Source organism: Brevibacterium sp. LAARM2_SD2, from assembly GCF_057364785.1.
Genome location: NZ_JBNFOM010000013.1, coordinates 22107 through 44985, shown reverse-complemented (window position 1 = coordinate 44985; position 22879 = coordinate 22107). Strand labels below are relative to the sequence as shown.

Genomic DNA, 22879 nt, shown 5'->3' with positions numbered 1-22879 from the left:
ATCAACTCCGCTGTCCGATGACCCCATGGTAGGGCGCGAATCGCTGGGACCTCAACGGTCGCCGATCGTCCTCGCCACCCAGGAATCCCGCGCGGCAAGCGACGCCTGGCTCACCGCAGCGTGCGGGGCGAGCATCTCGAAACCGTGGAACCCACCCGCCCACACGTGGAGTTCGGCATCGACGCCCGCCTCCCACAGCCGCAGCGCATAGGCGACGTCCTCATCGCGGAAGACCTCCGCGCTGCCGCAGTCGATGTACGTCGGCGGCAGGCCGGACAGGTCCGTCGCCCGCGCGGGTGCGGCATAGATCGAGACGTCCTCGGTGCCGACCCGATCGCCGAGGAGGCTCGACCAGCCGTAGCGGTTGCTCTCCCGCGTCCACGTCGTCCGCTCCGTGATCTGCGCTGCCGACGCTGTGGCGTCACGGTCGTCGATCATCGGGCAGATGAGCACCTGCCCGGCCAGCCGCGGTCCCGACCGATCGCGTGCCAGCAGCGCAGTGCCCGCGGCGATGCCACCACCGGCGCTCGCACCGACGATGATCATGCGATCGGGATCGACGCCGAGGTCAGCGGCGTGCTCGGCCATCCACACGAGACCCGCATACGAGTCCTCGACCGGGTAGGGGTCGGGATGCTCGGGAGCGAGCCGGTAGTCGACGGTGAGGACGACGGCATCGTGGTCGACGATCCACGGCAGAGTCTGCTGCACGCCGAGGAGGCGGTGGCCGGTGACCATCCCGCCGCCGTGGACGTGGTAGATCCCCGGGCCGGTTCCGGTGTGATCGGCACGGGAGAAGATCGTCCCGGCGAGCTCGGCGCCGTCGGAGACGGGGATGACGACGTCTCGACTGATGACTCCGAGGGCCGCGAGGTCATCGGGGTCGAGACCGGGCAGCTGCGCCCCGTCAGCATCGCGCATCGCGGCGGCGGTCTCGGCATTCATCGTCCCTGCGGGCAGGGACTCGAGCATCACCTCGAGCGCCGCATCGAGCTCGGGGTCGTGAGGTGGTCGGGTCACGGTCATGGTTCCTCCTCGGTGAGTGAGTGGTCTCATCCATCCTCACCGCGGAAGGGAGCGGGCCGGAACCGCCGGATGCGGCAGATCCGACCGACCCTCCCCGCCGATCGCGCGGTCCCCGCCCTGGACGCGCGGCTCCCCCGCCGCTTGCGCAACCACTTTCACCCCCGACGGCAGAGCCTCACATCTGCCCGGTCGCATGGAACCTCTCGTGCCAGGACAGCGCCTCGGCGAGGAGGTGCGGGGTGTGCCGACCGTGCGGGTTCGCAGCGATCGCCCGGTCGAGGTAGTCGGTGAGCCGGTCGCGGAAGTCCGGGTGGGCGCAGCTGGCGATGATCCGGCGGGCCCTGGCCACCGGTGAGAGTCCGCGCAGGTCCGCCAGTCCCTGTTCGGTGACGAGGACCTGCGTGTCGTGCTCGGTGTGGTCGATGTGGCTGGCGAAGGGCACGATCGAGGAGATCGCCCCGCCCTTGGCCCGCGAGTTCGAGACGAAGAAGTTGAGGTAGGCGTTGCGGGCGAAGTCCCCGGAGCCGCCGATGCCGTTGATGATCGAGGACCCCATGACGTGGGTCGAGTTGACGTTGCCGTAGATGTCGGCCTCAACCATCCCGTTGATCGCGACGACGCCGAGGCGGCGGACGGCTTCGGGATGGTTCGACATCTCCTGGGTCCGCAGGAGGATCCGCCCCTTGTACGACTCGATGTTCGCGTTGAACGCCTCGGCCCGCTCGGCCGAGAGCGAGAACGCCGTCGCCGACACCGAGGTGAGCTTGCCCGAGTCGATGAGGTCGAGCATGCCGTCCTGGATCACCTCGGTGTAGGCGCGCAGGCCCTCGAACTCGCTGTCGGCGAGGTTGGCCATGACCGCGTTGGCGACGTTGCCGACGCCCGACTGCAGCGGCAGCAGGGACGGCGGGAGGCGATCGACGCGGATCTCGTGGCGGAGGAAGTCGACGAGGTGGGCGGCGATCGCCTGCGAATCCGCATCGGCCGGTTTGAACGGCAGGTTCCGGTCCGGGTGGTTCGTCTCGACGATCGCGACGACCTTCTCCGGGTCGACCCGCAGGTAGGGATCGCCGATGCGCTGCATCGACTCGAGGAGCTGGATCGGGAGCCGCTCGGGCGGCCGCCTGGTCCCGTAGTAGACGTCGTGGAAGCCCTCGTACGCCCGCGGATGCCATTCATTGACCTCGAGGATGACTCTGTCGGCGAGGTCGAGCCACGTCTTCGAGTTCCCCACCGAGCTGCCGGGCACGAGCAGCCCGTTGGGCAGGATCGCCGCGACCTCGACGACCGCGACGTCGAGGTTCCCGTAGAAGCCGAACCACGCCTGCTGCGCCGAGTGGCTCAGGTGCGTGTCGATGTACTCCGTCTGCCCGTCGTTGATCGCCTGCCGCATGCGCGGATCGGACTGGAACGGCAGACGCCTGCTCACCGCCCCCGCCTCGGCGAGGATCCCGTCGAGCTCCGGAGCCGTCGAGGCACCCGTCCACAGTTCGACGGCGAAATCCCGGCCTGCGGCATGCTCGGCCTTCGCGTGCGCCGCGAGCGCCGGCGGCACGAGCTTCGGGTATCCGGACCCGGTGAAGCCGCTCGTGGCGACCCGGTCGCCGTTCCTGATGTGCGCGGCCGCCTCAGCGGCGGTGACGACGCGGGGACGCAGGGTGGGGCAGGTGATCCTCGACATGTCCGGCAGTCTATCGAGGCCCCCGGCGTCCGAGATGAGCGGGTGGACCGCCGGCTCAGGCCCGCCCGAGGCCGGCGAGGAACTCCGGGGCGTCGAGGGCGATCCGCGCCTCGGCCGCGACACCGACGGCGAGCATGTCCTCATCGACGTCGAAGCGCTCCGTGTGATGGCCCCACGAGGTCTCCATACCGATCTGGACGTACGTGGCCAGTCCCCCGCGCTCCGTGACCCGCTTCATCATCGCCGTCGCGTCCTCGGATCCGCCCAAACCGCCGGTGTCCCGGATCTCGGCGACCCCGGGCACCCCGGTGAAGGAGGCGCGGATGAATGGCAGCAGCTCCGGACTCGGGGACGCCGTGTCGGCACGTCCGACGACGGTGACCTTGTGGTCGACGCCGTGCATGAGGGCGGCACCGGCGACGACGTCGGCGGCGCGGGCGACCATGAAGTCGTTGATCTCGCTCGTCTCCCCGCGGGTCTCGACGGCGATGCGGGCGGTGCGCGGCACGACGTTGCGGCCCTCCCCGGCGGTGAACGTGCCGACGTTGATCCGGCTCGCACCCGCCGAATGGCGCGGGATCGCGTGGAGCCCTAAGGTCGCCGAGGCGGCCGCCAGCAGCGCGTTGCGTCCCTTCTCCGGGTCGCCTCCGGCGTGGGCGCCGACCCCGGAGAACTCCACGTCGAACTTCGTCGAGGCGAGGTACCCGTCGACGCCGGTGAGGACGCCGCCCTTGGCGTCGTCGGACTTCAGGTGAGTGGCGACGAAGAGGTCGACATCGTCGAACCACCCGGCCGCGACGATCGAATGCGCGCCCCTCACCCCCTCCTCGGCGGGTTGGAAGATGATCTTCACGGTGCCCGTCAGGTCTGCGACCATGCCGGTGAGCACGCTCGCCAGCCCCAGCCCCATCGCCGCATGCCCGTCGTGCCCGCAGCCGTGCATCGCGCCGTCGTTGACCGAGGCGAACCCCTCGGCGAACGGCCGGTGGCTGTCGTCGGCGAGCTCATTGAGGTCATTGGCGTCGATGTCGAAGCGGAAGCACACGACCGGGCCGGGTCGTCCCGTCTCGAGGACGCCGAGGACCCCGGTGAAGCCCTCCCCCATCGCCTCGACGAGCTCCGCATCCGCTCCCTGGTCGACGGCCCGTGCGCGGGCCCCGGCGAGGACGTCGGTCGTCGGCACCCCGAGGCGGGCCGAGGCCTCGTGGAGGTCGGGTCCGAAGATCGTCGCCCAGCCGAGGTCCCGGAGTGCTCCGATGATCGCCGAGGTGGTCCGAAACTCCGTCCACGCCGTCTCCGCATGCCGGTGGAAGTCCCGGCGCCAGCGGGTGAGATTCGTCCGCAGCTCCGCGGAGAGCGTCGGGGCAGGTGTCATCAGGAGGTCTCCTTCGCATCGGGGCGGGCGGTCAGCGGTGGACGCTGTGGTCTGGGCCGTCAGCAGGGTTCAGTGGACGTTGTGGGCGCGCATGAGCTCGGCTGTTCGGGCGTGGTCGCGGGCTTCGATGGCCGCGACGATGTCGATGTGGAGCTGGAGGCGCTCGTCGATGTAGTCATCCAGCGGCACCTCGGGGCCGGGCAGCACATCGACGGTGTGGTCGTCCATGATCGCCATGATGTTGAGGTAGACCTGGCGCAGCAGCTGGTTCGGGGTGATCTCGGCGATGCGCCGGTGCAGGCACCAGTTGGCCGCGAGGAACTCCTGGGGGTCGCCGGCGGCGACGGCGGCGCGCATGTCGTCGATGAGGAGCCAGAGCTCGCGGATGTCGGTGAGCGAGCCGTGGTCGACCGCCTCGGCGGCGATGAGGGGCTCAAGCGAGTCGCGCACCTGCATGGCATCGGCGACCGTCGACGAGTCCGCGTCGAGGGCGAGGAGCGAGCTGCCGAGCTTCGCCATCGGAGTCGGCGCGGCCGCGAAGAGTCCGCCGCCGGGTCCCGGTCGCAGGGTGATGATCCCGCGCAGCTGCAGCAGGCGCAGGGCCTCGTTGAAGGTGCCCTTCGAGACACCGCATTCGGCCTGGATCGCTCCCTTCGTCCCCAGCCGCTGACCGGGTTCGAGACCCTCGGCGAGGGCGGCGACGATGTCGACGGCGCGATCGACCGACGAGGATGATCCCCGCGATGTCGTGACCATGCCATCCTCCCCTCACCGGTGTGCTACGCCAGTCCCGAGGGTACCCGACCGCCATGCTTGACAGCATGACGATCGCGCGGCATCCTGGTTCCCAACAATTAATCATGATTAATTATGCTGAATTGCGAGACGTGCTTTCGCACCTCGGCGCTGAGACGGTCATGATCGGCATTCTCGTCCGAAGGAGAACGACGAATGAGCACTCGTACCACGCCTCCCGTCCGCACCGATGTCCTCGTCGTCGGGGCCGGCCCGACCGGGCTGACGCTCGCGGCGATCCTCGCCCGTGACGGCGTCGACGCGCTGACGATCACCCGGTACCCGACGACAGCGCACTCGCCGCGGGCCCACATCACGAATCAGCGCACGATGGAGGTCTTCCGCGACCTCGGCTGCGAGGACGCCGTCATCGCCGCGGCCACCCCGAACCCGTACATGCGCAACAACGTGTGGGCGACGAGCTTCGCCGGTCAGGAGATCGCACGGCTCGAGACGTGGGGCACCGGCAGCGCGCGCTCCGGCGACTACGAGGTCGCGAGCCCCAGCGCGATGTGCAACATCCCCCAGCACATCCTCGAACCCGTCATCGCCGAGGCGGCCCGCGACTTCGGCGCCGACATCCGCTTCTCCACCGAACTCGTCTCCGCCGTCGAGACCGCCGACGGCGTCGAGGCGACGGTGCGGAACCGGGACACCGGGGAGGAGTCGACGATCCTGGCAACGTACATCGTCGCGCCGACGGCGGCCGGTCGACCGTCGCCGAGGAGTTCGGCTTCACCTTCACCGGCGAGTCCAACCTCGGCGCCGCGCTCAACGTCTGGCTCGAGGCCGATCTCACGAAGTACTGCGACTACCGTCCCGGCACGCTCTACTGGATGGCGCAGCCGGGCAACGACTACTGGGTGGGGTCGGGCACGTGGATCTGCGTGAAGCCGTTCACCGAATGGGTGCTGCTGGCGATGTACGACCCGGCCGAGGGCGAACCGGACACCGACACGGAGGCCCTCATCGCCCGGGCGCACGCGACGATCGGGGATCCCGACGTCGAGGTGACGATCAAGCAGGTCTCGAAGTGGCAGATCAACCACGTCGTCGCCGACGCCTACCGGCGGGGCCGGGCGTTCCTCGCCGGTGACGCCGCGCATCGGCACCCGCCGGCCAACGGCTTGGGCACGAACACGTCGATCCAGGACGCCTTCAACCTCGGGTGGAAGCTCAGCGCCGTCCTCAGGGGTGAGGCCGACGAGGCTCTGCTCGACACGTACGACCAGGAGCGGCAGCCGGTGGGCAGGCGCGTCGTCGACCGGGCGATGAAGAGCGTCGTCGACATGGGTCCGATCTCGAAGGCGCTCGGCTTCGCCCCCGGGCAGTCGGCCGAGGACGGGTGGGCGAGCCTCGAGTCCCTCTTCGACGACCCGGTCCGCCGGCAGGAGCTCACCGAGGCGATCGAGCTGCAGAACTACCAGTTCAACGCCCACGGCATCGAGCTCGGTCAGCTCTACGAGTCCGACGCCATCGTCCCGGCGGCGGGAGCGGGGGCAGAACCGGCGGCGGGCCCTGACGTCGACGTCGATCTCGACCATGTGCCGTCGACGCGACCGGGCGCGCCGCTCCCCACGCCTGGGTCGACCATGACCGTCAGCGGCTGTCCACCCTCGATCTCGTCGGGCGCAGCGGATGGACGCTCATCACCGGCCAGGCCGATGATGGCTGGGCCGAGGCCGCGGCGGCGGTCTCCGCCGACCTCGGCGTCGAGGTGAGGACGGCACAGGTGAGCATGGGCGGGGACTACAACGACGTCCTGCGCCGGTGGGCGGCGGTCAGCGATGTCGACGATTCGGGAGCGCTGCTCGTCCGGCCCGACCGGATCATCGCCTGGAACAGTCGTACCCGACCGGCCGACCCGGAAGCCGCGCTGCGGGAGGCGCTGACGACGGCGCTCGGTCGGGGGTCGTCGGAGTTGACGTCGGAGGCGAACCGCGCTGCCGGAGAGGATTCCGTCGCCGAGGCGCGACTCTGACCCGCGCCGACTGCGGAGGGACTCGGGCTCGGGTCGGTCCACCTCCACGGTGTGGCAGCGGCGATCGCCGTCACGCGACGCGCGATCCGGGTGCGGATCGGGGCGCCGTGCTGCGGAGATCGGTGCGCTAGGCGAAGATGCTCACGCCTCCGGGACCGACGAGGAGGCCGACGACGATGAGGATGACTCCCCAGAGGATCTGCTTCCGGAAGATGGCGAAGATGCCGGAGATGACGAGGATCGCGGCGATGATCCAGAGGATGGTGGCGAGCATGATGTGTCCTTTCCTAGGGGTGGAGCATGGGGTTGGGGTTTGCTGTGGTCTCAGTGACTCGGTGACTCAGTGCCTCGGTGCGCCGTTGCCGGAACCCGAGTCGTCGGTGAAGTCGGTACGGGGGTCGACGCGGTTGCCGTCGCCGCTTCCGCGGCTGCGGGAGAGACGGTACTGGTCGGGGTCGACTCCGTTCGGGTCTCCGCGACGCTGGTCTGCCCCGTTCACTCCCCTGCCGTCAGCGGTGTCGGAGCCCGAACCGTCGGCGGGGTCGAACGTCCGCTGTTCGGTGACCTCGTATTCGACCCCGTCGGCGCTGTCGTAGGCGCGGGTGTCGGATTCGGCGTAGCCGCGGCCATCGGCGTCGTCGAAGGTGCGGCGTTGCGTGGTCTCGTAGCCGACCCCGTCGGCACCGTCGTAGGCGCGGGTGTCGGATTCGGCATAGCCGCGGCCATCGGCGTCATCGAAGGTGCGGCGCTCCGTGGTCTCGTAGCCGACCCCGTCGGCACCGTCGTAGGCGCGGGTGTCGGATTCGGCATAGCCGCGGCCGTCGGTCGTCTCGAACGTCCGCTGCTCGGTGCCGGTGTAGCCGCGTCCGTCGGCGGTCTCGAACCCACGGGCGTCTGCCGATTCCGAGGCGACGCCATCAGCGGTGTCATAGGTGCGGCTCTCGGACGCCGCATAGCCGGTTCCCGCTGCCGCAGCATAGCCGCTGTCACGATCGCGGCCGTCACGATCGCGGCCATCGCGATCACGATCGGTGTTGTCCCAGTCCCCATCGCGGCGACCATCGACATCCCCATCACGGCGGCGATCGGCGTCGCCATCGTCACGGCGGTCAGCGTCGGTGTTCGTGTCCGGATCGAGCTCATCGGCGCGCTGCAGGAAGCGCTCCTGCTCGAGCCGGGACTTCTCCGCGGAATCCTCGAGCTGGTTGGCCGCGGTCTCGTACTCGTCGGCACGGGCTGCGGCCTTGAGGGATTCGACCTCGGCCTGGCGGGCCGCCTCGGCCTTCGCGTCGGCTTCGGCCTGGGCATCGAGGGCGCGGGACCGAGCGGCCTCTGCCTCCGATTCGTAGGCCGCCGTCGTCGGAGCGGCTGCGGCGACCTCCTCGCGGATCTGCGCGGCCTGCTGGCGGCGCTCCTCCATCTTCTTGGCGCGAGCCCGCCGAGCCAGCGCGACGATGACGATGATGGCGATGATGACGACGACGGCTGCGACGACGATCCAGATGATGGTGGTGCCGTTCATGTCTCTTCCCTTTCAGCCCGCTCGATCGACATCGATCGAGGTGAGGTAAACACCAGCGTCGTCTCATCGTGGCACGGATGCAGTTTTCCAGCAAGCATTATTGCGCATATGTCTTGCCGAATGACACAAGTTCGTCACAAGCTGGACGACTGGCCCGAGTCGGCTGTACTTCGCTTCCCTGCTGGGCAACAGTGGAGGGATGGACCAGTCACCCCGCAGTCCCCTCGCCATCAGCGAACTGGCCGCCGAGCACGGCCTCACGCTCGTTCCCGAGTCGGTCTCCATCGATGAGATCGGCCTGGACTTCCGAGTCGCCTTCGCCGAGGCGGCCGACGGCTCAGCGTGGGTGCTGCGCATTCCGCGGCGTCCGGATGTCACCGAGCGCGCCGACGTCGAGGGACGGTTCCTCGGCAGCGTCGCCCCGCACCTGAGCGTCGACGTCCCGGACTGGCAGATCCACACCGACCGACTCATCGCCTATCCCCTGCTGCCGGGCAGTCCGGGGCTCACCCTCGATGAGGATGCGCAGCCTCGGTGGCATTTCGATGTCGAAGCCACCGATTATGCGCACTCGCTCGGAGATGTCCTCGCTGAACTCCACGCCGTCGATCCGGCGGTGGTGCGCGATTCGGGAATTCCCATCCTCTCCCCCGCCGAGGTGAGGCAGCAGAAGCGCGAGGACATCGCTGCCGTGGTCAGGGAGTTCGAGGTCGCAGAGGATCTGCGGGAGCGCTGGGCGGCGTGGCTCGACGACGATCGATACTGGCCGACGTGGTCGACGGTGACGCACGGGGAGATCTACCCCGCGCATCAGCTCATGGAGGGAACCCGCATCGTCGGCCTGCTCGACTGGACGACGGCGGCGGTCGGCGATCCCGCGCGGGACTTCATGTTCCACCAGATGAGCGTGTCCCCCGAGGCGTTCGACCTGACTGTCGAGCGCTATGTCGAACGCGGCGGGAGGGTGTGGCCCAAGCTCGCCGAGCACTGTGCGGAGATGTTCTCGACCGCGGCGGTCGACCTGGGTCTCTACGCCCTCGACACCGGCGACGTCGGCCATCTCGAGGCCGCGCGCGAACAGCTCAATCCCGTCGCAGGGTGAGGATCGGCCCCGACCTCGTCACTGCACGGCTGCGTTTGCGTCCTCTCGTCACTGCCGACGCCGAGGCGGTGCGGCGACTGTGGATCGAGCGCGATCCGCGGGTGCCCGCGGCACGCCGCATCGACGAAGACGGTCGACCGACCGTCGAGGATCTGGCGCAGTCCCTGGCCGAACAGCGCGCCGAGGCCGACGCTGCCGGATTCGGTCTGATGGCTGTCGAGAGCAGAGACTCCGTCGAGTTCCTCGGGTACTGCGGGCTCATCGTCGGCGGCGCGAGCGCGGCGGAACCGGAGATCGCCTTCGAGCTCTGTTCCCAGGCGCATGGTGTCGGCTATGCCACCGAGGCGGCGCGCGCGGTCACGACCGCGGCGCAGAGCGCCGGGCTGCCGCGGCTGTGGGCGTCGGTCCGCGAATGGAACGCACCTTCGTTCGGGGTGCTCGAGAAGGTCGGATTCTCCGACAGCGGTCTGCGCGACCCCGACCCCGTCCACGGCGATACCGTGTGGATGCGGAAGCACCTTCAGCCCTGATTCGACGGGTCGTCCCCGATAGCCTGGTGGCATGGGTGATTTCGTCAAGCAGCGGGCCGGTGCCCCACGGGGATTCTTCGCGGCCGAAGCGGCCGGACTCGAGTGGCTAGCCGCACGGGGAGTCGTGCCCGTCGTCGGCGTGCGCGGGGTCGACGAGGATTCGCTGCGCCTTACCCGGCTTGAGACGATCAGCCCGAATGCCGGTGATGCGGCCGAATTCGGTCGCAGGCTCGCGCGACTGCACGACTCGGGCGCTGCGGCATTCGGTTGGGCACCGGCCGACAAGGCATGGTTCGGTCCGCTCGATTCGCCCTTCGAGGTGCCCGTGACCGCCGACTCGTCCTTCTCCGACTTCTGGGTGCGCACGCGCCTGGCACCCACGGCCTCGGCCATCGCCGGTGAGCTGACGATCGAGGAGAACTCAGCGATCACCTCGGCGATCGAGGCAATCGAGTCCGGAGCCTTCGACGGAATCGCCGGCACCGGAACCGAGCCGCCATCACGCGTGCACGGCGACCTGTGGGCAGGCAATCTCATGTGGACTCCCGACGGCGGCACACTCATCGATCCCGCCGCGCACGGCGGCCACCGCCTCGAGGACCTCGCCCTCCTCGCGCTCTTCGGCACGCCGTTCCTCGAGGAGATCTTCTCCGGCTACGAGGCCGAGCACCCGCTGCCCCGCGGATGGCGGGCCGACCTGCCGGCGCATTCGTTCTTCGCCCTGCTCGCTCACGTCCGCCTGTTCGGCCGGGGATTCCTCGGACAGACGCTGGCGGCCGCGCGGGCCGTCGTCGATCGCAGAGACGAACTCGACGGCTGAGCCTCAGCGGCCTGAGCCTCCTGCACACCGACCCGAGCAGACGGCACCGGTCCGGCCCGACGAACGGACCGGACCAGTGCCGCGATTGCAGCGCGGTCACCTCGGCGAGGTCATCACTTCAGGGAGATCTCCACGGGATCGGAGAAGATCCCGCCTTCGAATGTGAGCCGGTCGGGGCTGACGTCCTTGGGCACATCGAAGACGAGGACGCCTTCGGCGGTGTTGCCGGGGTTGATCTCCTCGAGGAAGAGGATCGAGTCCTCATCGGCGTAGAGCCCGGCCTCCGAATCGGAGGAGTACGCGTTGCCCTTGTCGTCGCCGAGCTTGATTTTGTCCTCGTAGAAGAACGCCGGCTCCGACGTCGTGTTCTTCACGGCCACCGACACCTTGACGAACTGCCCCTGAGCCTGCGTGTTGAGGAATTCGGACCCGACCGTCGAGATGCCGTCCTCGACCTTGTCGACGGTGATCTCCCAGCCGTCGGCGGCCACAGCGTCACCCATGCCGTATTCGGCCGGCGCGGCCTTGTCCTCGGCGGGCTGTTCCTCGGCTTTGTTCTCCTTGGCAGGCTGCTCCTCAGCGTTGTTCTCCTCGGCAGAGCCGGCCTCGCCGCCTTCCTGCGAACTCGTCGACCCGGTGTCCTCGGTGGTGTCGCCGCCTCCGCCGTTGATGGCGTTGATGAGCATGATGACGACGACGATGACGATGAGCCAGAACCACCAGCGCTTGAGCAGCGGCTTCTTCTGCTTCGCGGGCTTCTGGCCGTTCGGCGACCCGGGCTGCCCGAACGCCGGGGCGTAGGCGGGCTGGCCGTATTGCGCCGGCTGCTGGGAGCCGGCGCCCGCGGGAGCGTATCCGCCCTGGCCGTTCGGGTACGGCGAGGCATACTGCGGTTGCATGGGCTGCCCGGCCTGCGGGTGACCCTGGTGGGATGGCGGGCCGGGCTGCTGGGGATGCGGCTGCTGGGGTCCGGGCTGCTGGGATCCGGGCTGCTGGGGTCCAGGCTGCTGAGGGTTCTGCGGGTTCGACATGGTGCTCCTTGATCGGCTGAGGCGGCCGTGACCGGTGTCGTTCGACACCGGATGTTCGGCGGGCGCTTCGCCGCTCGAGGCGAGCGGCGAAGCGAGTGCTTGTGACCCACCCAGCTTCGAGCAGCGCCGCACCGGGCGCGTCCGCCCATCGGCTCGATCGGGTTAGCCGATCGGTGGAGGCCGCTCGACCCGATCGGTGGACTACGCGTGTCAGACCGTGCCGATACGATTCTTCTGTGTCAGGTCATCCACTCCCGCCGCAGCGCGGGCCTCAACCGCCTCGGCGCGACGGGCAGCCGACTGCCGGCGGGTCGCAGCCGCCGGAGCACGGTGCTCTCTCACCCGAACGCGGCGCCCTCCCGCCCCGGCGCGGACGGTCGCAGCACCCCGATCCGCTGTCGGCCGGCGACGGGTCGGCACGGACGCCGCATCCCGAGGCGCCGAGCGTCCCGGCCTCAGCGTCCCGCCGCGGCCCGGTCAGCAGCCGAGCATGCCGCCGACCTCTCTCAACGGTCCCGGCCTGCACGCCGCTCAGCCGCTCCCGGCCGCACAACCGCTCCCGGCCCGGCCTCAGCAGGCGGCCCCAGCTCAGCAGTTGCCCCGCGCCCAGCCGCACGACCGGGCCGCGCAGCCGACAAACGAACACGAGATCGGACCGGCATTCGCTCCGGGACAACGGACACGGATGCCCCGCTGGCTGTCGGTGACCCTGAGCATCCTTGTCGGCGTCGTACTCTTCGCCATCGGCTACCTGCAGTCGGTGATGGCTCTCGTCGCGAACACGTGGGCGTTCGAGGCCGGCGTCGTCAGCGTCATCGGCGTGCTCGTCGTCCTCTTCCTGCTCCCCCTGTGGGGCGCGGTGTTCGTGCGCCGGAGGTGGCCGTGGGTGCCTTTCGCGGTCGGGCTCGGACTGGCGTTGGCCTGGGGCGACTGCCTGCTCATGCTCATCGGCATGTTCCACCTCATCATCCGCGGCACCCGCCGCGCGGCAGCGACCGCAGCGATCGTCGGATCCGGCGTCGCGGTCCTCGCGATCGTGCGCATGTGCCTGATGCCGACCGCGCTCAACCCGTTCAGCTTCCTCTTCATCACCTCCGGCTCCACCCCCGGCAACGTCACGACGCCGGCCCCGCCACGCGATCTGGGGCTGGCTGTCGACGGGGTGACGATCGCGGTCGGCCTGCTCGCTCTCGGCATCAGCCTCGGAGTCGGCTTCCTCCTGCGCCGCACCCGGCGGATGAAGTCCGTCGAGGCATTCGCCTCGCACGAGGCGCAGCGCAATGAGGCACTGAGCGCAGAGCTCGCCCGGCAGTCCGAGCGTGAGCTGCTCGCCCGCGAGCTCCACGACACGCTCTCCCACCGGCTCTCGGTCATCTCCCTGCACAGTGGTGCCCTCGAGGTCGGCGGGAAGGGCGATTCGGATGTCGCGTCGACCGCCTCGGCGCTGCGTCAGGAGGCGCACGCCTCACTCGAGGACCTGCGGCATCTGGTCGGCGGGGTGCGGGAGGGAACGCTCACGGGCACCGGTCCGAAGAAGGAGCAGTCCACTCCCCCGAGCCTGGCGTCCATGCAGTCGATTCCGCAGCTCGTCGCCTCGGTGCAGGCGACCGGAACGGTCATTCGGCCCTCGATCATCATCCAGGACATCGAGGCCGCGTCGACGGTCTTCGACCGGGCGGTCTACCGGATCGTCCAGGAGTCCCTGACGAACGCGATCAAGCACGCCCCGGGCGCTCCGGTCACCGTCGACGTCGGTGTGTCGGCCGACCGCGGCGCCCGGATCGTCATCGCCAATCCCGCCCCGCAGGCCGGTCGACCGGGTGAGCGCCGTGATCCCCGCGCCGAGGAGGTTCCGCCCCGACCGTCGACCCGGCCGTTCACCCACGGCGATGTCCCGTCAGCGATGGGCCGGCACGGCCTGTCCTCAACGGGCTCGGGGGCCGGGCTCGAAGGGATTCGGGAGCGGGCGGCGATGCTCGACGGCACCGCGGACATCGGCGTCCGGGACGGCCAGTTCGTCGTCGACGTCTCGCTGCCGCCGTTCCCCCGTCGGGGGTGAGTCCGGGGCGGCGGGAGACGGTGCGGCACCGGACTCGCGGTGTCCGGGGCCTCGGGTAGTGTTGCGCTCATGACCGAGACCGCCGCACCCATCCGCGTCATCGTCGTCGACGACGATCAGATGGTCGTCACCGGGATCAGGGGGATCCTCGACGCGGCCCCGGACATCGACGTCGTCGGATCGGCCCACAGCGGAGAAGAGGCGCTGGAGAAGGTCGCACTCCACTTCCCCGATCTCGTCCTCATGGACATCCGCATGCCCGGCATCGGCGGCATCGAGGCCATGGAGCGCCTGACCAACGGGGTGCGCCCGCCGAAGGTCGTGGCGCTGACGAGCTTCGACACCGACGACTACCTCTTCCGCGCCCTCGATGCCGGCGCCGTCGGGTACATCCTCAAGGACATCGGTCCCACCGCCCTCGCCGAGGCGATCCGCCGTGTCCATGACGGAGAGTCCTTCCTCTCCCCGCAGGCGACGAAGATGATGATCAGGAAGGTCACGGCCAATCCCGACCAGCGCAGCCAGCGCCTGGCCGAAGAGCAGCTCGCCACCCTCACCGAACGCGAGCTTCAGATCGCCGTGCTCGTCGCCGACGGACTGTCGAACCAGGAGATCGCCGAGGCGACGTTCATGAGTCCGGCCACGGTGAAGACCCACCTCAACCGGATCAACTTCAAGCTCGACACGAACAATCGCGTGCGCATCGCCGTGCTCGTCGAGCGGGCTCGAGTGACACGGCCCGTGCCGCCCCACCTCGGCGACCATCCGCACTGACCGACCACCGAGGCGACCGCCCATCCCGGACGGCCGCCTCGGCGGTGTCAGCGGCGACGCCACACTCCGGTCGCCTGCTCCTCTTCGTTGCCCACGGACAGGTCGATGCCGCGACGGTCGCGGACGACGGAGACGGCGAGCAGCGAGATCGCCGCCATGATGACGAGGTAGAGCGAGACCGAAGCCGTCGTTCCCGTCGCCTGCAGCAGCGCCTGCGCGATCGTCGGGGCGAAGGCCCCGCCGAGGACGGCGCCGAGCGCATAGGAGATCGCCACGCCGCTGAAGCGGATCGAGGCGGGGAAGAGCTCGACGTAGAGCGCGGCCTGCGGACCGTAGGAGAGGCCGAGCCCGATGGAGAACACGCCGAGGGCGAGGTAGAGCAGACCGAGGTTGCCGGTGTCGATGAGCCAGAACAGCGGGAACGCCGTGACGATGAGGATGATGAACCCCATGACGTACGTCTTCACGCGCCCGATCCGATCGGCCAGCACGCCGGAGACCGCGGTGGAGATGAGCCAGACGAACGACCCGAAGGTGATCGCCAGCAGCACCTGGGTCGGTTCGAAGCCGACGGGATCGGTCGCGTACTTCGTGACGAATCCGCCGGTGGTCATGTAGCCGCTGGCATTGTTGCCGGCGAAGATCAGGGCGGCGACGATGACGAGCAGCCAGTGCTTGCGGAACAGGTCGATGATCGGAGCCTTGCGCTTGGCCGCTTCGACCTGGATCTCCTTGAACACGGGCGTGTCCTCGACCGAGCGGCGCACCCAGTAGCCGACGCCGATGAGCACGACGGACAGGAGGAACGGAATCCTCCAGCCCCATTCCATGAACGCGTCACCCGGTGAGATGACTCCGGTCATGAGCGCGATGACGCCCGAGGACAGCAGCATGCCCAGCGGCACACCCAGCTGCGGGTAGCATCCGGCCCGCCCCCGCTTGTCGGCGTCGGCGTGCTCGACGGCGAGCAGCGCCGCCCCACCCCATTCGCCGCCGGCGGACAGGCCCTGGATGATGCGCAGGAGGATGAGGAGGATCGGTGCGGTGACGCCGATCGTCTCGTATGTGGGGATGAGACCGATGAGCGCGGTCGCCACACCCATCGTCACAAGCGTGACGACGAGGATGAAGCGGCGCCCCAGTTTGTCGCCGAAGTGCCCGGAGAGGAACGCCCCGAGCGGGCGGAAGAGGAACGAGATGCCGATCGTCGCGAAGGCGAGCATCTGTCCGATCGCCTCCCCGGCGGGGGCGAAGTAGAGCTGGGCGAAGACGAGGGCGGCCGCCGTCGAGTACGTGAAGTAGTCGTACCACTCGATCGTCGTGCCGATGACCGCGGCGAACGCGACCTTCCGCTGGTTTCGCTTCTGGGCAGGGGTGGTGAGTGCGGGTGTCGCAGTCATGTGAACGTCCTTGTTCAGGTGATGGTCGGGAAACGCCCGCCCCACATTCGGGGCGGGCTGACAGCCGGGGTGGGCTGGGCTGTGCGGCAGATCAGGCCGGGGAGAGTTCTGTCGTGAGGTTCGTCAGCACTCCTTCCGCCCATTCGCAGGCCGCCTCGGCCGCCGGCACGGTTCCCCCGGCATCGTGGCGTCCGTACTCGCCGACCCGGACCCCGCCCTTGGCCTCGAGGGCCTCGGTGAGGCGCTCGCTGCCCCGCGAATAGGTCTTCGTGTAGCTGGCATCGCCCATCCCGAAGACCGCGAAGCGCACTCCGGCACAGTCGACGTCGTCATCGTGGAGGCGGGCGAAGAAGTCCGCCGCCGAGCTCGGGACGTCACCGTCGCCGTACGTCGAGCACACGATGAGGTGGAACCGCGTGGGGTCGAGTTCAGTCGGATCGACCGCGGCGAGGTCGGAGATGACGAGATCGTCGCGCTGGCCGAGGAACGATCCGAGCTCCTCGGCGACGAGTTCGGCGTTGCCCGACTCCGTTCCGAAGAGGATCGTCAGCGGCACGTCGGGGGCCAGATCGCTGCTCGTGCTCGCCGAGGCGGCCGTCAGCTGCCCGTCGAGGCTGGCGTCCCGGGCCACCTCGAGCAGCTCGTCACGCGCGGTGATCTTCGACCGGCACCGTCCGAGGCCGGCACCGAGGCGCTCGCGCAGGTCGATGCGACGCCACCCGTCGAAGTCGGTCGCCCCTTCCCGGGGGTCGAGGCCGGTGGCGCCGACCGTGATCGTCCCGGCGTCGACCTCGGCGGAGATGAGCGCGGCGAGAGCCTTCGCCTCGGTGCGCTGGTCGGGGATCGTCCCCCGACCGTTGCCCTTGAGCCAGCCGATCGCGAAGAGCCGGTCATCGATCCTGCCGTCTCCGGGGATCGGCGAGACCGGGCAGATGCCGAGCTGCCCGATCGTAGGGATGTCGCGGACGAATCCGATCGCCGAGATCACCGAGTCGACGTCGAGGTGGACGGCGGAACCGGCGACGTCGAGGTCGATGCCGGCGACGCTGGTGTCTCCGGTGATCGCCTGCGGAATCGCTCCGAACCACCAGTGGACCTCGATCGCCGCGGCGCCGCCGTCGGCGGCGACGAGATCGCGGAGGGCGTCGAGCTTCGCGTCCTTGCCCGGTGCCGTGGAATCGAGATCGACGCCGTGGAGGACATGGCGGAGGCCGCGGGTCCGGGCGAGTTCGCGGATCATCACGGGGTCGAACTTCGCCGCCGTCGCGCCCGAGCGGCCGACGACGTCTATGCGGGAGACGTCCTCGCGCATTCGGGAGTGGATGCGGTCGTCGATGTCGCTGCCTTCGAGTGCTGTGGACTCGCAGGTGAGCAGGCGGATGATGTCGACGGCGACGTTGCCCTGGCCGACGACGGCGATCCGCGCCCCGAGCCGTGGGAGGACCGCGTCAGCGAAGTCCTCGTCGGGATGACCGTTGAGCAGGCGCGTGATCCGGCCGGCTCCGTAGACGCCGTCGAGCTCGGCACCGGGGACCTCGAGCGCCCGATCGTGGGAGAGTCCGCTGGCGAGCACGACGGAGTCGTAGTTCGCCTTGAGCTCGTCGAGGCTGACGTCCCGACCGAGTTCGGTGTTGCCGATGAACCGGGCCCGCGGGTCGGCGAAGAGCTTGTCGAACTGCGTCTCGACGGACTTCGTGCCCTGGTGGTCGGCAGCGACTCCGTAGCGGAGGAGGCCGTAGGGCACGGGGAGCCGGTCGTAGACGTCGACCGCGGAGCCGGGCACCCGGCGGATGATCTCCTTCGCGCTGAAGCAGCCGGAGGGCCCCGAGCCGACGATCGCGATCCGCGGGCCCGGGCCCTTGTCCTTCTCCGTCGCCGAGGCGGTGGCGCCGGTGTGGGCGGCACCGTAGTCGGGAGCGTCGCTGGCCGAGGTCCACGTGATCGGCAGGGAGAGCATTCCGCGGAACACCCAGCCGCCGATGCGGGTCTCCCGGCTCTCGTCGATGTCGAGCCCTTTCAGGCTGTTGAAGAGCAGGGGAAGGGCCACCTCGGCGATCTCCGACCGGGCCGCCCAGTTGCCCAGGCACACGTGCACGCCCTTGCTGAAGGCGAGGTGCGGCTTGACCTCCCGGTGGATGTTGAAGGTGTGGGCGTCGGTCCAGATGCTCTCGTCCCGGTTCGCCGACAGCACGCAGATGCCAGCTGGGCACCGGCGGGCAGCGGGGTGCCGGCGAGGACGGTGTCGTGGGTGACCTGGCGCGAGTACATGCCGATGGGGGCGATCCAGCGAATGGTCTCCTCGAACACCGTCGGCCACAGGGAGGGATCGGCCATCGCCGCGGCCCGCTGTTCGGGGTGGGTGAACATCGCGTAGGCGGCGACCCCGAGGGCGTCGCGCGGTTCGTTGAGCCCACCGCCGATGGTCATCTTGATGTTCGCGCGGATCTTCTCGATCGGCATCGTCTCCCCCGGCATCGAGAGCAGACCCGACAGCAGGGAGTCGTCCCGATGGGTGAGGTGGTATTCGAGCATCTCGTCGAGCGCGTCGTCGACCTCGTTGAACGAGCGCTCCGACTTCGCCCACACCTCAGGGTCGTCGGCGTAGTTGCCGACCCCGTCGATGAGGGTCTGCGACCAGCGCTGCATGTCGGCCTGGTCGACGTTGTAGAGGCCGATCATCCGGCGCAGGGTCTCTGCGGCGTAGGGTGCGGCGAAGTCCCAGATGAGGTCCGCTCCCGTGCCCTTGTTTTTGAGGTCGGCGAGGAGGCCTTCGGCGACCTCGCGGTACATCTGCGTCCACACCCGCTTGACGTAGCCGGGCTTGAGGACGGTCTGCCAGGCACGGCGCTCGGGGTAGTGCTCGGGATCGTCGCGGCGGAGCATCGAGTGGCCCATCGCGCGGATCTGCAGCGAGCCCTTCTCGTTCGCGGAGTAGGTCTCCTGGTCGTGCTCGGTCTCACTGACCGCCTCGTAGCTCGTGATGAGGTAGCGGTTGACCGAGGGCACCCAGTGGACTCCGCCTTCGGCCCGCAGACGATCGTAGATGGGGAACGGATCGGCGTAGAGCTCCGGGATCGTCACCCAATCGGCAACCGGTGCGGTCTCGATTCCGGTCGGAGAACCGGTGTGGATCTGAGAAGTCATCGTCGTCTTCCCCCTCGACTGTGAGATGTGATGGCGTTCACTGACCAGTATGTGGAGAATGGAAGCAAAGGAAAAGCGGAATTATCCGCACATCATATTCAGGAAAAACGGAAATGCATTCTGATCAGCCCCCACGGTTCAGCCTCCGCCAGCTCTCCTACCTCCTCACTGCGGCGAGGCTGGGCACGATCTCCGCCGCCGCGGCCGAGCTCCACGTGTCCTCCTCGGCGATCTCCGATGCGATCACCGCGCTCGAACATCAGCTCGACGCCCACCTGTGCATCCGGAAGAAGGCCCACGGCCTCGTCCTCACAGCCGCCGGCCGCCAGGTCGCCGCCCGCGCTCAGACGCTGCTCGCCGAGGCGAACGAACTCGAACGCGAGCTCACCCCCGTCGACGGCGAGCTCGTCGGTCCCATCACGATCGGGTGCTATCCGACGCTGGCTCCGATGATCCTGCCCGTCCTCCTCGCCGACTTCGGCCAGCAGCATCCCCGGGTGAGTCTCGAGATCGTCGAGACGCCGCAGGACCGGCTGGCGGGAAAGCTCGAGTCGGGAGAGATCGACGTCGCCTTCGTCTACGAGACCCTGGTGCCCGGCACCCCGAACCGGGCCCGGCTCTTCGCCCAACCGGCCCATGTCATCCTCTCCCCCGACGATCCCTTCGCCGAGGCGGAGACGGTGCGTCTCGAGGACCTCGTCGACCGGGACATGATCCTCCTGGACTCCCCTCCCTCGAGCCAGCACACGCTGACGATGTTCCATGACCGCGGGCTCGATCCCCATGTCCGCTACCGGACGACGAGCTACGAGGTCGTGCGCACACTCGTCGCCCGCGGACTCGGCTACGGCGTCCTCGTCCAGCGGCAGAAGAACCCGGCCAGCTACGAGGGCTATCCGCTGGTGGTCAAAGAGATCGAACCGGCCGTCGAGCCCGTCGCCGTCGAGGTCATCTGGCCCTCCGGCGTCGAGGTGTCGGCACGGGTTCAGGCCCTCATCGACTTCGCGCTCGACGTCGACTGGGATCGACGGCAGAACGGAGACTGACCCCTGCCTCAGGTGCAGGAAACAACACCTGAGGCAGGGGTCTGTCGGGGTTGGGACTGTGGAAGCCACCGTTCAGGTGACCGGACGCCTGGTCACGGCGTGCCGGTTCGGCGCGGACGTTCCGGAAGGCTCCAACGAGGCGGTGAGGCGGTCAACCGTCGCGGTGCTCGGCTGGTGACCGCCGTCGAGGTCCGCATTCCGCGGATGTTCTCCGTCGTCGGATTGCTCGCCGTCGTCCACCGGGCGACTTGCGACGACAGCAATGATGCCGATGATCGCACAGAGCGCCCACACTCCGGCGATGAGGAACGGACCGGCCCCGGGGACGAGAATGAACGCCGATGCGACGACCGGCATCAATCCCGAGCCCAACGCTGCCGCCATCTGATATCCGAGAGAGGCACCCGAATAGCGAACCTGGGGAGGGAAGAGCTCTGAGACGAAAGCCGCGATGGGGCCGAACAGCATACCCTGCACGAGGCCATTGCCGACGACGATCGCCACGGCAAAGGGTCCGATCTCGCCCATGACGAGGAGGAGCGTGAGCGGCAGCGCCATGATCACGGCGATGCTGTGTGCGAATATCAGAGTCCGTTTGCGCCCGAGCTTGTCGCTCAACCGGGCAACGATGAGGGTGACGATGACCGTGATGATTGCACCCGTAGCCTTCCAATTGAGCACTTCAGAGTTGTTCTCTCCGGCGGCGACCGCAACAGAGACGCCCCATACCGTGGTCAGCCCCGATGTCACGTACATCGTCGCTGTTGCAGCCATTCCGATGAGCAGCTGCTTCTTATATCGTCCGAAGATGGTGACCAGCGGCACCCTCCGCTTCTCGCTCTCCTCTTCGAGTCGTTTGAAAGCGGGAGTCTCACTGACCTTGAGTCGGATGAAGAGTCCCAGCGCGATCAGTGCCGCGGAGAAGAGGAACGGAATGCGCCATCCCCAGTCCGTGAAGGCGTCTCCCGTCAGCGCCGCTGTCAGTGAGAGTGCCAGTGTGGCGAGCACGGCGCCGGCGGGTCCGCCCGCATTGGCGAATCCGGCTGCGAACCCTCGGCGATTCTTGGGAGCGTGTTCCAGCGCCATCAGTGCCGCTCCACCCCATTCACCGCCGACCGCCACACCCTGGATGATGCGAAGTACGAAGAGCGTGATCGGAGCGATCACGCCGATAGTCGCTGTCGGCGGGAGGAGGCCGATGATGACGGTCACCCCACCCATCATGACCATCGAGACGACCAGGGCGATCTTGCGTCCGACCTTGTCGCCGAAATGCCCGAAGATCACTCCGCCGAGCGGTCGAGCGAAGTATCCGGCAGCCAATGTGCTGAAGGAGGCCAGCAAGGACAGCCCAGGACCGAGGTCGGCGAAATAGAGCTGTGCGAAGACGATCGAGGACGCCGTCGCGTAGAGCATGAAATCGTAGAACTCGATCGCCGAACCGATGAAACTGGACGCGAGAATCCTCTTCATCTCAGGCGTGCGCAGAGATGTCTGCAGGCCTTCGGAATCGACAACGCCGTTGTTGTGATTGACCACGGTGTTCAGCTCCTGTGCGAAAGATCGGCGTGCGACTTGACCGGGATCACGTCAAGATCGTCGGGAACGAGGAACTGTCCGTTGAAGAGTTCCTGACCGTGCGCCCAACTGCCCTCATCGGCAGCGCCCGGCACGAGATGGTGGAGAGCCAAAGTCTTCGCTCCTGCCGCATTTCCGATCCTGACGGCTCCGTCGAACGAGGTGTGCGACTTGTAGTGGTGGTCGCGCGAGGCGCGGCCCTCCTCATCGGTGCGATGCTCATACATTCCGTCGACCCACGAGAAGTCAATCGCTTCGTGGAGGAGGATGTCGGTATCGTGCGCAAGACGAACGAGATTCGCAGCTTCGCGGGTGTCGCCGGAGACGGTGACCGATCCGAACTCGCTGTCGAACCGGAAGGCGAATGCCGGGGCGATCGGCGGATGCTCGACGAGGGTCGCCGTGACCGTGACGCAGTCGTCTTCGAAGACGACGAACGGCTCCATATCAGGGTGCGGATTCGTGTTCGGATGAAAGCCGATGGTCTCTGGGACAGTGATGTCGCGCGGGTCGAACAGCACTTCGGGCGACGTTCGCAGTGAGTCGAGCACCCGATCATTGATATCGGTCGCATACGCCGCGACAATGCTGTTGAACATCCCGACCACACCCGGCGTCGGATTCGCCGGGGCCACGGGCCGTGGAGTCACGATCGCTCGCGGCGAGACGGGGGGGAAGGGCTCCGCGCTGTCCCGGGCCGACAATGGGCACCGGATGGTCAGCACGATGCTGCAATTCGTGCATGCCGAACACGATGAGCGCTGGAAGATCGAACGTGTGATCGGAGTGGAGGTGGGTGATGAACACGCCTCCGAGGTCACTGAGCTCAAGGCCCGCCTGGCGGATCCGGCGTCCGACCCCATGGCCGGCATCGACGAGGTAGAACCGATCTCCGACGACGATCGCCGTGGCGATCCCAGAACGGTCGCGAAGGTTCCCTTTCCACCACCGCGGTCCCCCGGAAGTCCCCAGGGTGATGACTTTCATCTTCGATTCATCCATATCGTGGCGCGCC

Annotated in this window: 20 protein-coding genes and 1 pseudogene; 8 read left to right on the top strand and 13 right to left on the bottom strand. The window is 68.4% G+C overall.

What is annotated here, in order from left to right; translation table 11 throughout:
* Positions 1–51: 51 nt before the first annotated feature.
* From AC2W7K_RS09970 to AC2W7K_RS09955, 4 genes are all read right to left on the bottom strand, one after another.
* Positions 52–1026, bottom strand: a complete 975-nt coding sequence (locus AC2W7K_RS09970) for an alpha/beta hydrolase (protein ID WP_198498346.1) — start codon at positions 1024–1026, stop codon at positions 52–54.
* 175 nt (positions 1027–1201) lie between these two features.
* Positions 1202–2707, bottom strand: a complete 1506-nt coding sequence (scpC, locus tag AC2W7K_RS09965; RefSeq protein WP_198498345.1) for a succinyl-CoA:acetate CoA-transferase ScpC — start codon at positions 2705–2707, stop codon at positions 1202–1204.
* 55 nt (positions 2708–2762) lie between these two features.
* Entirely contained in the window at positions 2763–4082 is a 1320-nt protein-coding gene (locus AC2W7K_RS09960; protein WP_198498344.1) for an amidohydrolase, read from the bottom strand.
* 69 nt (positions 4083–4151) lie between these two features.
* Positions 4152–4838: a FadR/GntR family transcriptional regulator gene (locus AC2W7K_RS09955; RefSeq protein WP_198498343.1), complete on the bottom strand. Its 687-nt coding sequence runs from the start codon at positions 4836–4838 to the stop codon at positions 4152–4154.
* A 195-nt stretch (positions 4839–5033) separates the two neighbouring features.
* Between AC2W7K_RS09955 and AC2W7K_RS09950 the strand changes: the two are divergent.
* Both AC2W7K_RS09950 and AC2W7K_RS09945 read left to right on the top strand, forming a co-directional pair.
* Positions 5034–6598: pseudogene (locus AC2W7K_RS09950) on the top strand (FAD-dependent oxidoreductase).
* Complete coding sequence (locus AC2W7K_RS09945) at positions 6484–6858, top strand: aromatic-ring hydroxylase C-terminal domain-containing protein (RefSeq protein WP_486006105.1); 375 nt, start codon at positions 6484–6486, stop codon at positions 6856–6858. The pseudogene AC2W7K_RS09950 and the gene AC2W7K_RS09945 overlap by 115 nt, the downstream one beginning before the upstream one ends.
* Positions 6859–6985: 127 nt before the next feature.
* Here the strand turns inward: AC2W7K_RS09945 and AC2W7K_RS09940 are convergent, their stop codons facing one another.
* Together AC2W7K_RS09940 and AC2W7K_RS09935 are read right to left on the bottom strand one after the other, a co-directional pair.
* Complete coding sequence (locus tag AC2W7K_RS09940) at positions 6986–7132, bottom strand: GPGG-motif small membrane protein (protein WP_009374756.1); 147 nt, start codon at positions 7130–7132, stop codon at positions 6986–6988.
* Between the two features lie 66 nt (positions 7133–7198).
* Positions 7199–8380, bottom strand: coding sequence for a hypothetical protein (locus tag AC2W7K_RS09935; protein ID WP_486006093.1), 1182 nt, complete (start codon positions 8378–8380; stop codon positions 7199–7201).
* A gap of 199 nt (positions 8381–8579) precedes the next feature.
* On the opposite strand from AC2W7K_RS09935, the gene AC2W7K_RS09930 reads away from it, so the two are divergent.
* Genes AC2W7K_RS09930 through AC2W7K_RS09920 form a run of 3 tightly spaced genes read left to right on the top strand, consistent with a single transcriptional unit; the run spans position 8580 to position 10832 of the window.
* On the top strand, positions 8580–9482 hold the full coding sequence (locus tag AC2W7K_RS09930; protein ID WP_198498340.1) for a macrolide 2'-phosphotransferase: 903 nt from the start codon (positions 8580–8582) through the stop codon (positions 9480–9482).
* Between the two features lie 35 nt (positions 9483–9517).
* Positions 9518–10012 (top strand): GNAT family N-acetyltransferase, encoded by a 495-nt coding sequence (locus AC2W7K_RS09925; RefSeq protein WP_486006092.1) that lies wholly within the window; start codon positions 9518–9520, stop codon positions 10010–10012.
* A 31-nt stretch (positions 10013–10043) separates the two neighbouring features.
* A complete protein-coding gene (locus AC2W7K_RS09920) occupies positions 10044–10832 on the top strand; it encodes a fructosamine kinase family protein (protein WP_198498338.1) in 789 nt (262 codons plus the stop codon).
* Between the two features lie 113 nt (positions 10833–10945).
* Here AC2W7K_RS09920 and AC2W7K_RS09915 read toward each other — a convergent pair whose 3' ends face one another.
* Positions 10946–11863, bottom strand: a complete 918-nt coding sequence (locus AC2W7K_RS09915; RefSeq protein WP_486006091.1) for a DUF4352 domain-containing protein — start codon at positions 11861–11863, stop codon at positions 10946–10948.
* 685 nt (positions 11864–12548) lie between these two features.
* On the opposite strand from AC2W7K_RS09915, the gene AC2W7K_RS09910 reads away from it, so the two are divergent.
* A complete protein-coding gene (locus AC2W7K_RS09910; protein ID WP_198498336.1) occupies positions 12549–13922 on the top strand; it encodes a sensor histidine kinase in 1374 nt (457 codons plus the stop codon).
* Positions 13923–13991: 69 nt separating this feature from the next.
* Positions 13992–14696 carry a response regulator transcription factor gene (locus AC2W7K_RS09905; RefSeq protein WP_198498335.1) on the top strand — a complete coding sequence of 235 codons (705 nt, stop codon included), beginning with the start codon at positions 13992–13994 and terminating at the stop codon, positions 14694–14696.
* A gap of 47 nt (positions 14697–14743) precedes the next feature.
* On the opposite strand, the gene AC2W7K_RS09900 is transcribed toward AC2W7K_RS09905, so the two are convergent.
* From AC2W7K_RS09900 to AC2W7K_RS09890, 3 genes are all read right to left on the bottom strand, one after another.
* Positions 14744–16096 carry an MFS transporter gene (locus AC2W7K_RS09900; RefSeq protein ID WP_198498334.1) on the bottom strand — a complete coding sequence of 451 codons (1353 nt, stop codon included), beginning with the start codon at positions 16094–16096 and terminating at the stop codon, positions 14744–14746.
* Between the two features lie 91 nt (positions 16097–16187).
* Entirely contained in the window at positions 16188–18053 is a 1866-nt protein-coding gene (locus AC2W7K_RS09895; protein ID WP_486006104.1) for a flavodoxin domain-containing protein, read from the bottom strand.
* A 59-nt stretch (positions 18054–18112) separates the two neighbouring features.
* Positions 18113–19240, bottom strand: a complete 1128-nt coding sequence (locus AC2W7K_RS09890; RefSeq protein ID WP_486006090.1) for a cytochrome P450 family protein — start codon at positions 19238–19240, stop codon at positions 18113–18115.
* A gap of 113 nt (positions 19241–19353) precedes the next feature.
* Here AC2W7K_RS09890 and AC2W7K_RS09885 point away from each other — a divergent pair, with 113 nt between their 5' ends.
* Entirely contained in the window at positions 19354–20286 is a 933-nt protein-coding gene (locus AC2W7K_RS09885) for a LysR family transcriptional regulator (RefSeq protein WP_198498332.1), read from the top strand.
* Positions 20287–20358: 72 nt separating this feature from the next.
* On the opposite strand, the gene AC2W7K_RS09880 is transcribed toward AC2W7K_RS09885, so the two are convergent.
* The 3 genes from AC2W7K_RS09880 to AC2W7K_RS09870 are packed head-to-tail and all read right to left on the bottom strand — an operon-like array spanning position 20359 to position 22851.
* A complete protein-coding gene (locus AC2W7K_RS09880) occupies positions 20359–21825 on the bottom strand; it encodes an MFS transporter (protein ID WP_232623542.1) in 1467 nt (488 codons plus the stop codon).
* A gap of 5 nt (positions 21826–21830) precedes the next feature.
* Positions 21831–22463 (bottom strand): MBL fold metallo-hydrolase, encoded by a 633-nt coding sequence (locus AC2W7K_RS09875; RefSeq protein ID WP_344251326.1) that lies wholly within the window; start codon positions 22461–22463, stop codon positions 21831–21833.
* Complete coding sequence (locus AC2W7K_RS09870) at positions 22420–22851, bottom strand: MBL fold metallo-hydrolase (protein WP_486006103.1); 432 nt, start codon at positions 22849–22851, stop codon at positions 22420–22422. Before AC2W7K_RS09870 ends, AC2W7K_RS09875 begins: the two co-directional genes overlap by 44 nt.
* Between the last annotated feature and the right edge of the window lie 28 nt (positions 22852–22879).

Bases quoted from the DNA above. Each gene is read 5' to 3' on its own strand.
- AC2W7K_RS09970 (WP_198498346.1), bottom strand. From the start codon at position 1,026: ATGACCGTGACCCGACCACCTCACGACCCCGAGCTCGATGCGGCGCTC.
- scpC (WP_198498345.1), bottom strand. From the start codon at position 2,707: ATGTCGAGGATCACCTGCCCCACCCTGCGTCCCCGCGTCGTCACCGCC.
- AC2W7K_RS09960 (WP_198498344.1), bottom strand. From the start codon at position 4,082: ATGACACCTGCCCCGACGCTCTCCGCGGAGCTGCGGACGAATCTCACC.
- AC2W7K_RS09955 (WP_198498343.1), bottom strand. From the start codon at position 4,838: ATGGTCACGACATCGCGGGGATCATCCTCGTCGGTCGATCGCGCCGTC.
- AC2W7K_RS09940 (WP_009374756.1), bottom strand. From the start codon at position 7,132: ATGCTCGCCACCATCCTCTGGATCATCGCCGCGATCCTCGTCATCTCC.
- AC2W7K_RS09935 (WP_486006093.1), bottom strand. From the start codon at position 8,380: ATGAACGGCACCACCATCATCTGGATCGTCGTCGCAGCCGTCGTCGTC.
- AC2W7K_RS09930 (WP_198498340.1), top strand. From the start codon at position 8,580: ATGGACCAGTCACCCCGCAGTCCCCTCGCCATCAGCGAACTGGCCGCC.
- AC2W7K_RS09920 (WP_198498338.1), top strand. From the start codon at position 10,044: ATGGGTGATTTCGTCAAGCAGCGGGCCGGTGCCCCACGGGGATTCTTC.
- AC2W7K_RS09915 (WP_486006091.1), bottom strand. From the start codon at position 11,863: ATGTCGAACCCGCAGAACCCTCAGCAGCCTGGACCCCAGCAGCCCGGA.
- AC2W7K_RS09910 (WP_198498336.1), top strand. From the start codon at position 12,549: ATGCCCCGCTGGCTGTCGGTGACCCTGAGCATCCTTGTCGGCGTCGTA.
- AC2W7K_RS09905 (WP_198498335.1), top strand. From the start codon at position 13,992: ATGACCGAGACCGCCGCACCCATCCGCGTCATCGTCGTCGACGACGAT.
- AC2W7K_RS09900 (WP_198498334.1), bottom strand. From the start codon at position 16,096: ATGACTGCGACACCCGCACTCACCACCCCTGCCCAGAAGCGAAACCAG.
- AC2W7K_RS09895 (WP_486006104.1), bottom strand. From the start codon at position 18,053: ATGCTCTCCCTGCCGATCACGTGGACCTCGGCCAGCGACGCTCCCGAC.
- AC2W7K_RS09890 (WP_486006090.1), bottom strand. From the start codon at position 19,240: ATGACTTCTCAGATCCACACCGGTTCTCCGACCGGAATCGAGACCGCA.
- AC2W7K_RS09885 (WP_198498332.1), top strand. From the start codon at position 19,354: ATGCATTCTGATCAGCCCCCACGGTTCAGCCTCCGCCAGCTCTCCTAC.
- AC2W7K_RS09875 (WP_344251326.1), bottom strand. From the start codon at position 22,463: ATGTTCAACAGCATTGTCGCGGCGTATGCGACCGATATCAATGATCGG.
- AC2W7K_RS09870 (WP_486006103.1), bottom strand. From the start codon at position 22,851: ATGAAAGTCATCACCCTGGGGACTTCCGGGGGACCGCGGTGGTGGAAA.